General features: G+C 72.4%; 7 protein-coding genes. 2 read left to right on the top strand and 5 right to left on the bottom strand.

Going from position 1 to position 10,647, the window contains the following annotated elements; translation table 11 throughout:
- On the top strand, positions 1-715 hold a 715-nt coding region (locus V2S66_RS25245), incomplete at its 5' end, for a tetratricopeptide repeat protein (protein ID WP_330798709.1).
- A 191-nt stretch (positions 716-906) separates the two neighbouring features.
- Here the strand turns inward: V2S66_RS25245 and V2S66_RS25240 are convergent.
- The 3 genes from V2S66_RS25240 to V2S66_RS25230 form a co-directional block, all read right to left on the bottom strand.
- On the bottom strand, positions 907-2,652 hold the full coding sequence (locus tag V2S66_RS25240) for a glycoside hydrolase family 27 protein (protein ID WP_330798707.1): 1,746 nt from the start codon (positions 2,650-2,652) through the stop codon (positions 907-909).
- 86 nt (positions 2,653-2,738) lie between these two features.
- A complete protein-coding gene (locus V2S66_RS34630; protein WP_413966476.1) occupies positions 2,739-2,960 on the bottom strand; it encodes an arabinofuranosidase catalytic domain-containing protein in 222 nt (73 codons plus the stop codon).
- Between the two features lie 125 nt (positions 2,961-3,085).
- On the bottom strand, positions 3,086-3,322 hold the full coding sequence (locus V2S66_RS25230; RefSeq protein ID WP_330798705.1) for a hypothetical protein: 237 nt from the start codon (positions 3,320-3,322) through the stop codon (positions 3,086-3,088).
- 258 nt (positions 3,323-3,580) lie between these two features.
- Here V2S66_RS25230 and V2S66_RS25225 point away from each other — a divergent pair, with 258 nt between their 5' ends.
- Positions 3,581-4,516: a response regulator gene (locus tag V2S66_RS25225; RefSeq protein WP_330798701.1), complete on the top strand. Its 936-nt coding sequence runs from the start codon at positions 3,581-3,583 to the stop codon at positions 4,514-4,516.
- Between the two features lie 104 nt (positions 4,517-4,620).
- Here V2S66_RS25225 and V2S66_RS25220 read toward each other — a convergent pair whose 3' ends face one another.
- Positions 4,621-7,188 (bottom strand): ATP-binding protein, encoded by a 2,568-nt coding sequence (locus V2S66_RS25220; protein WP_330798700.1) that lies wholly within the window; start codon positions 7,186-7,188, stop codon positions 4,621-4,623.
- Positions 7,185-10,643 (bottom strand): hypothetical protein, encoded by a 3,459-nt coding sequence (locus V2S66_RS25215; RefSeq protein ID WP_330798698.1) that lies wholly within the window; start codon positions 10,641-10,643, stop codon positions 7,185-7,187. The genes V2S66_RS25220 and V2S66_RS25215 overlap by 4 nt, the downstream gene beginning before the upstream one ends.
- Positions 10,644-10,647: the final 4 nt, after the last annotated feature.

The raw sequence follows: 10,647 nt of genomic DNA, 5'->3' as shown, positions 1-10,647 counted from the left end.
TCGTCAGGCGGGGCGGTTCGGCGAGGCCGTCGCCGACTACACCGCCGCCCTGGAGGTCGACCCCTCCCTCACCTGGCTTCTTGTCGAGCGTGGGGAAGCTCATCGGCAGGCAGACCAGTTCGGCGAGGCCGTCGCCGACTACACCGCCGCCCTGGAGGTCGACCCGTCCCTCACCTGGGCCCTTGTTCAGCGCGGACAGGCTCATCGTCACGCAGGCCGGTTCGGCGAGGCCGTCGCCGACTACACCGCCGCCCTGGAGATCGACCCCTCCCTCACCTGGCTTCTTGTCGAGCGTGGGGAAGCTCATCGTCAGGCAGACCAGTTCGACGAGGCCATCGCCGACTACACCGCCGCCCTCCAACAAGACCCCACCAACGCTTGGATGCATTACTTACTCGGATTGGTCTTGAGGGGGAAAGGCTTGGGGGGCGAGGACGAGCCGTGGGGACGGGCGGTGGAACTCCTCAACAGGGATGCTCAGAACGGGCCTGATGCCGTGCACGCCCATGGAAACCTTTTGATCGTATTTTGTGCCATGGGTGATTGGCGGGCAGCTTCGGAACAGCTGGAGTATTTTTTGGCTTTCGCACCAGCAGAGAATCGTGTCAGGGAAGCGATGAAGGATCTGGAAGACCTGGCAGGAACGCTTCCCATCGACGCAGATCAGTTGGGACAGGTCCGGTACCGCCTACAGCGCACACTTGACGCGCCATGAACCGTTCCGGTGGGCCCGCCGCGGCGTGACGGGCAGCCCCGGTTCGCGAATCCCGGAGGCGGCTCCACGAAGAACCCCAGGTCAGACATCTGACCTGGGGTTTTCGTTTCGGTTGCCTTGCAGTCAGTGGCCCATGCGGCCAGGGCGGCGCCCTGGCTCACCGCGCCGCTGGGACGAGGCGACTCGGTTCGTCAGGACACCCTGACGCCGGAGCCGAGGGTCCATGTCTGGTTGGCGCCGCCGTTGCAGGTCCACAGCTCCAGGCCGGACCCGTTGGGGTTGGTGGCCCCGGTGACGTCGAGGCAGAGGCCGGACTGGACGCCGGTGATCGTGCCGTTGGAGTTGACGTTCCACTGCTGGTTGGTGTTGCCGTTGCAGTCGTAGATCTCGACGTGGGTGCCGGCGGTGGTCGCGCCGCCGTGGGCGTCGAAGCACTTGCCCAGCACCTTCAGCGTCTTGGCCGAGGAGCTGTAGGTGATCTTCTGGTTGGTGCCGCCGTTGCAGTCCCACACGGCCAGCTGCGTGCCGTTCACCAGGGTGCTGTTCGGGTCGTCGGCGCAGCGGCCGGAGAGGCTGCTGGTCAGGGTGCCGCCGACCGGGGTCGAGGAGGCGGAGGGGGTGACCTTGAACAGCGCGGACTCGTGCGGGGCCAGGCTCCGGCTGACGGAGTTGGTGAGCGTCTCGTTCGACTTGCCCCAGAGGTTGCGCACCGTGGCGGAACCGCTGAACCCGAGGTCGGAGAAGTTGGCCGTCACCGTCTCGTTGCCGGTCCGGTCGGAGCGGTTGAACAGCGCCACCGTGTAGCTGCCGTCGGGGTTCTTCTGCTTCGTGGCCCACACCTGCAGATCGTTGTTGTTCGAGATCTGGCTGGCCACCACGGAGTCGGTCTGGTTGACGTTGGTGACCTCGGCGTTCTTCAGCATGTTGAGGTCGCCGGCGTCGAGGTTGGTCAGGTCGCTCCCCAGCATCATCACCGACCGCGTGATCGCCCACAGAGTGATCACGCTCTGCCGCTCGTTCACGGTCAGGCCGTTGTGGTCACCGTTGCCGACCTCGATCGAGTCCGGGTCGTTCCAGCCGCCCGGACCGGCGTACGGCCCCCACTGCGCCAGGTTCGCCCACCGCGGCCCGACGTTGCTCCAGGTGGTGAGGGTCGAGCAGTAGCACTCGATGTCACCGCCCGTCCGCCAGCTGTTGGAGTACTGCTGCCAGGTCTTGATGTTGTTGATGTCCAGGGTGTTCGACAGGCCGAGGTGGATGGTGCGGCCGGTCTGGTTCAGCGCCTTCGACCAGGCGATGACGTCGTTCTGGTCGCTGGTGTGCACGCCGTCGATCTTGATGTAGTCGACCCCGTAGGAGGCGAACTGGTTGGCCCACGAGTTCACGAACGCCTGCGCCGCGGTGGGGTTCTTGTTGTAGTCGATGAAGTACATGACATTGCCGAACCCGCCGTAGTTCGACTCGAAGGTCGACGTGCTCGAGACGATGTCCCGTGCGTGGTAGGACGTGCCCTCGATCGGGGTGTTCTGGTCGTACGCCGCCTTCGGGATGCCCGGCGTCACGTACATGCCGAACTTCTCCCCCAGGCCGTGGATGAAGTCGCCCAGGTTCTTCATGCCGTCCGGGAACTTGCCGGTGTCGACGACCCAGCGACCGTACTGATCGACGGTGGTGCCGGGGTTCTTGATGTAGTAGTCGTCCAGGTTGATGTACTGGTAACCCACTGACATCAGGCCCGAGTCGTGCATCGCCTGAGCCTGGGCCTTGATCTTGGCCTCGGTGGGGTTGTTTCTGACGGAGCTCCAGCTGCTCCACCCCATCGGCGGCGTCCGCGACGCACCGTTGTCCTGGGCTTGCGCGGGCGTCGAGCCCGTCAGGGGGGAGAGGAGCAGCGAGGCCGCCAGGGCGACCGTCGCGACGAGTGCGCGCTTGGACATGACTCTCCTTCGAGTCGATTCACTTCACGCCGGGGGTTCAGACTGTTCCGTATTGAGCCCTAGTGTTCGATCGAGTGTCAATACATCTAACCAAGTGGACTCGATCGGACAGATTCGATCAGCCTCAGGGGTGCGCGGCGGCTGTCGTTCGTGCAGTGGCGGGCGTCGTACGAGGCGAACGGCGCGCGCGTGGTGCTGTGCGCGGCGACGCACGGGGCGCCGCCGGAGGTGTGGGTGTCGCACGGCGGCGTGGTGGCCGCCTGCGCTGAGCACAGGCGGATGGCGTGCGGCGTGCGGCGAGGCAGCATGTGGCGGGGCGGCGTGCCGCGTCTCGCGTATGCCGCGTCGGCGGCGGTGAATCGGGGCGGGGATAAAGCGGTGGGGGGCGTGTGGCGTTATCGGAGGGGGAAAGTGGCGCGATGTGCCGGGTCGGTCAGCCGCTACCCGAGAGGTCCTCGTCGGAATCCGGGGGCGTCCCTTCGATCGACTTCGACCTTCGCGCGGCGGACTTCGGATAGAGAAGTGCGGCGAATTTCTCCACGTCGGCCCGGGTCTTCGGCTCCTTGCGGGAAAACCACTCGAGCAGCAGCAGCTTGAACAGCATGTTCAGTACGCTGAGCGCCACCGATGCCTCGGCTCCGTGCCATGAGAGTTCTCCGATCGTGGACATGGAGCGCTCCCCCCTTCCAGGTCGTGTGGCCGTTCGGCGGCCCTCCGGCGGGGTTCTCGTCCCCGTGCCGACAGCCTCCCGCCGGCCGCTGAGACCGTTTAGCGGTCCTCCGCCGAATTGCGTCGGGAGCGCCGGCGCGTCGATTTCGGCGATAGTGCGGTGGCGATTCGCCGGAGGCAGGAGCCGGGCTATCCTGACGTGATGGTGGGGGCATCGAAGACGCGGGTCGGGGTGTGCCGGGTCGCCGCGTTAGGCGAATTGATCATCACGAGTGAAACCGGGGGCGAGGAACCGCTGACGGCCGCGCCCGCGGCCGTTCTGCTGCGGCTGCTCTTCGCCAAGGGCAGGACGGTCGCCGCGGACAGCATGCGGGGTCTGCTGCCGCGCGCGGACGGCGCGGACGCCGTGCATGCGGCGGTCAGCACCGTGCGGCGCGCGTTGAAGGGCCACGGCGTGGCGTTGGACGCCCAGCGCAACGGTGCCTACCGGCTGCCCGCGGGCGCGGTGTGGCTGGACGCGTCGGAGTTCGCCGCCGAGGTGGGACGTCTGCCGCCCGACGCCTCCGCCGCCGAACTGACGGGGCTCCTCGCCTGGTGGCGTGGCGATCCGATCACGATCCATCCGGGCGTCGACGAACGCCACTGGCGGCCGGCGCTGCGCGCCCGCCTCGACCTGGTGGAGCGGGTCGCGGCGCTGTTCCGCGCCGGCACCCAGGTCGACGGGTGGCTCGACTTCGCCGAGCAGTTCAGCGGCGTCGACGAGGCGGTGCGCCGCGTCGACCTCCTCGACCCCGCTCGCCTTCCGCTGCGCCGGCGCCGGCTGCTCATCGTCGAGGACTCGGCTCCGCTGGGGCGCGAACTGGCCCAGCTCTTCACCGAGATGGGGTACGAAACGACGCTCGCGCCCGCCCGCGGGGAGGCGCTGGCGGAGCTGGAGCGCGAGCGGTTCGACGCCGCCCTGGTCGACCGCCATCTCACCCGGGACAACGACGACAACGACGGCTACGTCGTGTTGCAGAGGCTCCAGGAACTCGGAGTGCCGAGCACCCTGCTGACGGCCTTCCTGCCCGGCGGCGATCCGCGGGAGAAGGCGCGGATGCTGGAGGACAAGTTCGGGCTGGCCGGGGTCTGCACCAAGGGCGACGGGTTCCTGCCCGACGCGGTGAAGGCCGTGCAGGGCATGATGCGCGGCTGACCGCGCCGGTTCACCAGGCCGCTGACCTGGGCGCAGCTGACCGGTGGTCAGCTGACCGCGCAGCTGGCCGCGGCGGGCTGACCGGGGCCGTCCGCCGCCAGGACCTACGCTCCGGCCGGCCCGCTCCGGGTGACCGGCAGCTCGATCCGGGCGACGGTCCCTCCGCCGTCGGCGGGGAGGAACCGCAGCGTCCCGCCGTGCCGCCTGATGTGGTCGCGCGCGTAGCGCACCCCGTTGCCGGACCCGATGGGAAGCAGCCCGTCGCCCTCCACGCGCTGCTGCTCGTTGTTGAGGACCGGCAGCCAGCCGGGTCTGACCCCGGCCCCGTTGTCGCAGATGTCGATCCGGGCCACGGTGGGGCCGATGCCGACCGGGTCGCGGCGGCGGACGGTCAGCTCGACCGTGACCCTGCCGCCACCGCCGTCGCGTTCGTCGGCCGCCCGGCGGGCGTTCTCCAGCAGGCTGTTGAAGGCCAGGTTCAGCAGCTGCCGGATTCCCCAGACGAGGATCGGCGCGGCCTCGCCGCCCGGCGCCAACGCGATCTCGCTCAGACCAGAGCCGTTGCTCCACGACTCCCGGCAGCGCCGCTCCAGCTCGGTCCGCAGGTCGATCTCGGACTGGGCGTTGAGCTGTTCCTGCAGTGCGTTGGGGGCGCCGAACCGTTCGATGGTGTCGGACAGTCCGCTGAGCCCCTCGCGGACGCTCGCCTGATCGCCGCGCTCCAGCGCGCCCTGCACCCCGCGCAGGTCGCTCGTCATCTTGTGGCCGTACGAGCTGATGACCGTGTACAGGCCGACCGGCGCGCTGTAGTCGCTGCGGTCGCGCAGCTCGGTGAGGTCGGACAGGCCGCTGTGCAGCCGGCTGCGCAGCACGTCCTGGCCCGCCCCGGCGAGCAGCGCGGCCAGTCCGCCGTTCGGCCAGGCGTACGTGGCCGGGGCGCCGGCGCCCGGACCGGTGAGCAGGCCCGCCGCGGCCACCCGGGACAGCGCGGCGTCGGCGGCGACGGGCAGGACGGACGGATCGGCGTCCGGCGGCAGCAGCAGGTCGGCCAGCGCCCAGGCGTCCAGCGTGCGGGACGGCTCCACGCAGCGGATGTACAGCACGGCCCGCAGCACCAGCGCCGCTTCGAGATCGGAGGCGAAGAGCGCGTCGACGACCTGGTCGTGGAACCTCTCCTGGGCGGCGGCGTCGGCCCGCCAGCCGTCCAGCACCTCCAGGGTCAGCTTCTGGCCCGAGCGCCCCGCGCCGGACGGCGCGTCGGCCGCCAGCAGAGCGCACAGCGCCTCGCGCAGCACCAGGGGGTGGCCGCCGGTGTCGTACAGGAGGGCGTCCGCGACGGCCGCGGTGGCGTGGACGCCGAGCATGTCGAGCCACCACTCCAGGTCCTCGTGCGACTCGTACGGGTGGCCGGGCCCGGCGTCCTCGTCGGGGGCCGGAAGCGCGCCGACCACGTCCCGCACCCTGAGCCGGCGGCAGACGGCGCGCAGGACGTTGATCCGCGAGCCGGCGGTCGAACCGCTCCCGGAGCGCGGCGGGGCGGCCAGCTGGAGGACGGCCGTCGCCTCCAGCGGGGCGATGCCGCGCTGGGCCGCCCGCAGGTGCGCCTCCTGGAGCTGGGTGCGCAGGACCAGCCAGACCGCCGGCCCGTCCTGGCCGGGGGTCCAGCCGGGCGGGCCGATGTAGAGGGGGAGTTGCAGGGGCAGGCCGAGTCGCGGGATGCGCCGGTGGTCGGCGACGCCGGACACCCAGGTGACGAAGCCGCCGTCCGCGGCGCGGACCCGGTGGCGTACGTCCGCCTCGCCCAGGAAGGTGTCCAGGGCGCGGGCGAACCGGCCGACCGCGGCCTCGTTCAGGCCCTGGTGGAGGGAGTGGAGGGCGTCGACGAGCTCGGCGCCCTCCTCGCTGCGCGGCCGCCACAGCGCGTCGAACTCGGGTCCGGTGCTGGCCGGGCCGCCGGCGTACCAGCTCAGCACCTCGTCCAGGCCGTGGTCCGCCCAGGGGAACATCGGCCAGGGGGACACGGTGCGGGGTTCGGCCAGCGGGCTGGGTGACGGCCCGGCGGTGATCAGCCGTTCCGCCGCGGCGAGTTCGCCGTGGCCCAGGCAGTCCCGTACGGACCGCGCCCAGCTCGCGGTGGAGTCCGCCGGGTCGTCCTCGGCGCCGGCTCCGGGCAGTTCGTCCAGGACGTCGAGCAGCCGCTGGTGCAGGGAGCCGCGCTTGTCGTCGGTCAGCGCCTTGACGTGGTCGGTCCATGCCGCCAGGGCCGCCTCGGCGTCCGCCAGCCGTTCGTCGACCAGGCCCGGCGGCGCGTCGGCGATCGCCTGCGCGGGCAGCCCCGCCCGCGCGGCCTGGCGCAGCAGTTGCTGCCTGGCCCGTTCGATGCGGACGCCCGCCTGGACGACGGCGGCGTCCACGTCCACCGCCTCGCCGCCCGGCACCCGCCGTGCGGCGTGGAAGTCGCCCGCCTCGACGAGGGCCTGGGCGGCGGCCTCGGGGTCGGCCGGCGGCTCCGCCAGCCCGTCGAGCACCGCGGCCAGGCAGTCGTCCGCGGCGACCGTGCCAGGACCGAGGGCGAGCGCCATCAGCCCCGGGTAGCGCCAGCGCTCGGGCCAGTCGGGGAGCACCTCGCGCAGGACGCCGTCCAGGTCGGCGTCGTCGGCGGGTTCCGTCATCGGCCCTCTCCCCACGCGGCGAAGTCGGACAGCTCGTCCAGCGCGCGGTCGACGAGCGCCCTCTCGGAGCGGCCGTCGAGCCGGGTGGCGGCCTCCCTCAGCTCGGGCAGCAGCGCGCCGAGCGCCTGGGCGGTGGGGAACTGCCGGGCCAGCTCGCCGCCGGCGGTCGGCCGCGCCGCGTTGAGCAGGCCCACCAACTCGACCGCCGCGGTGTGCACTTCGACCAGGCGGGCGACGAAGTTGCGGCGCTGCCCGGCCATCATGACCGGCAGCGGCTGCACGGAGTTGAGCGAGAGCGTCGTGTCGTCGAGTTCCCTGTCGACGTTCTCCACGGGGTGGGCGGCCGACCACTCCCGCAGGGCGGAGGTGTTCCGGTCGTCGAGGTGGGCGCGCAGGCGTCCGTAGACGCCGTCGGCGTGGAAGAGGGCGGCGTGGGTGCGGATGCCGGAGACGAAGCGGAAGGTGACCGCCTCGGCCCGGGACAGCCGCCGCTCCAGCAGCTCCCACGACGCCCGGAGCGCGTCGAGGTACCGGGCGTCGTCGAGTTCCGCGCTCAGCTGGAGGACCGGTACGGCGCCGAGCCCGGCGTCGTAGTGCCCGCGGGTGAGCACGGCCAGCTCGCGCCAGGGGCCGGCCAGGGCGGGTTCCAGCAGGCCGAGGGCTTCGCGCGCGGCGGCCCTGCGCTCGCCGAGCAGCACCTCGTCGGCGCACAGGCAGGTCAGCGCGGCCGCCTCGGCGACCGCTCCCGGCCGCTCCCCGGCGAGCAGTTCGTCCGTCTCCAGCGCGGCCGTGGCGATGGCGCTGTCGAAGCCCTCGCCGCCGCGCTTGAGCGCCGCCAGGCACAGCGAGAGCCGCGGCCGGGTCTCCGCGCGGTCCAGCGCGGCGCGCAGAACGTAGGCCTCCAGATACGCGCCGCACTGCCACCGGTCCTGCAGGAGCCACCGGTGCCAGCGCGGCGCGTCGTCGCCCAGGTCGTGCCGGCGCAGCGCGTGCGCGGCCGCGACGCGCAGCACGTCGGCGCGGTCGGGGTGGCCGCGGAGCGTGTCGAGCAGCGAGACGACGGCGCCGGGCTCGGTGGTGAGCAGGTCCACCGTCTCCCGGACCACCGCGGCGCCGGCGGGGGAGCCGGCGGGCCCGGGGAGCGCCGCGAGCCGGCCCAGCAGCCGCTGCGCCGCGGTGGCGGTGGGCGCCTCGACGAGCGCAGGGGCGTCGTCCCGCGCCGCCTCCGGCTCGGGGCCGGGCCCGTCGGGCTCCGCGCCGAGCACGTGCTGCACGACACGCTGGAGGGTCGGCTGCCGGGGGGCGAGGTCGACCAGGCGCAGACCGACCTCGCTCGGCCGGCGGTTGACCGAGCCGGCCGACGGCCAGCCCATGGACAGCAGGTCGAAGCTGCCCACCACCACCTCCAGGTCGGCGACCAGCACGCGCGCGTTCGTCGCCTGGCTGAGCAGCGTCAGCCCGCGGTCGCGGTAGGACTCGCGCAGCTCCGACAGCAGTTTGCGGGAGACGGTCGCGGTGCCGGTGGTCTCGGTCTGGCGGCCGTGCGCCAGGGTGACCGACACGTTGCGGTCCAGCCGCTGCTCCAGCTCCCGGACGAACCGGGAGTCGAAGGCGTCAGGCCCGATCAGCGCCGAGGACACGATCAGCCGCGTCGAGGTCTTCCGCAGCGCCTCCCAGAGCGCGTCCTGGTGGGCGCCGTCAAGGAGCGCCGCGGCCCACGGCCGCTCGCGGCCCCGCAGTTCGCGGCGCAGCGCGGCCGCGTACTGCTCCCACGCCTCGCGCCACAGGTCCACGTCCGCGTCCGTCGCGGGCCCGCCGTCCGCACCCTGCGGGGCGACCGGCACGTCCGGCAGGTGGGGCCGCCACGGGGACGCGTCCTGCGGCGGGAGGTCCGGGTCGGGACCGCGGTCGGCCCACGCGGGCGGCTGGAACTCGCTGCGGCGGGTGCGGACCTTCCGGGACATGCGGTAGTCGGGTACCGCGCGGCGCGCCCAGCGCAGCAGCGCCTCGATGGGCTCGCACGCCCCCGGCCCCGGCGCGTCGATCCGCAGCCCCATCTGCAGGGCCCGGTGGCGCGGATCGCGACCGGTGCGCCCGCGCCGGGAGGGCTCGGGCGCGAGGAAGGGGAAGCCGGTCACCAGGGCGTGCCGGTCGTCGGCGACGACCACGCAGCCGTTGACCCGGTGCGGGCGGCGCGACCAGATCAGCCGTCCCTTGGCGAAGGCGGCCAGCTCGTCGAGCATGTTGGCCACCGGGGGCGGCAGGGTGCTGCGCTGGTGGTCGCCCCACAGGAGCACCACCTCGACCTCCTTGTCGAGGGCGCCGCGCAGCGCTTCGAGCAGGTCGTGCAGCGGCTCGTAGCCCAGCACCGGGCAGGAGATGACCAGTTGGCGGGTGGCCAGGCGGATCAGGTCGGTCAGGGCGGCCTCGTGTTCCGCCGGGCTGGACACCACCTCGGCGTCCACCTCGGCGGCGACGCGCTGCGACAGCAGGTCGCCGAGGCGGCGCGCCTGGTCGGCGAGGTCGTTCTGCCGGTCGCCGTGGGTGCCGGGTCGCGCGAGGGCGACATCGGTGAGGGTGCGCTCGAAGCGGTCGAGTTCGGACTCCAGCGACAGCGACTTGCGGAAGCTGGACTCGGCCGCGCCCCGTACCGCCTTGGCGAACGGGTCCTGGCCGGGCGCCGCGTCGACCAGCGCCTCGATGTGCTCGACCATCCGGGCGCGGAGCTCGACCGGGAGGGCGGAGTCGGTGATCGACATCTGCAGGCGGTCGTTGTCGCGGTCGCGGCTCACCGTGAGGCTGAGCGTCAGCCACTGGTGGCCCGCGGGGCCCCGCATCAGGGGAGGCACCACGTGGGCGGTGAGCACCCGCTTCTCCCGGCCCAGCGCCTCGTCCGGCGGCGGTTCCGCCCGCCCCCGCTGCCGGTCGAAGTGGCCGCGCCGCTCGTGTCGCAGCGTCTCGTGGAGGGCGTCGACGACCTCGTCCTGGGTGAAGTCGGTGGCGGCGAAGTCGGCGGCGGGCAGGGGGACCTGGAGCGTCCCGGAGGGGGGCCGGGTGGTCCCGCCGAACGGCAGCAGGGTCCCGGAGAGGCCGTCCACCATGAGCTGGTAGTCCGCCGGGTACTCCTCCGCGCCCTCCATCTGCTGCAGGGTCCCCGCGAGCGCGTGCTCGCGGACCGCCGCGGCGGCGCGCACCTGGCCGTGCGCCAGGTCGACCGTGACGTAGCCCTTGTGCCACAGGTCGGAGATGACGTCCAGGGTGAGCTGGCGCCCGAGGCCGAGCATGCCGGCCAGTTCGTCGGTGCCGTAGGGGGTGGCCTCGCGCAGGCCCTTCTTCTCGTTGAGCGTCAGCGCCTTGAGGACGATCAGCTCGATCGGTGAGACGTACCGGCCGTAGCCGAGCGTCGCCCGGACCTGGATCACGGTGCAGCGCACCCCGATGGTGATGGCGCCCATGAGA

Source organism: Actinacidiphila polyblastidii, from assembly GCF_036353415.1.
GTDB classification, from domain to species: domain Bacteria; phylum Actinomycetota; class Actinomycetes; order Streptomycetales; family Streptomycetaceae; genus Actinacidiphila; species Actinacidiphila polyblastidii.
This window is presented reverse-complemented; position numbering and strand designations above follow the sequence as displayed.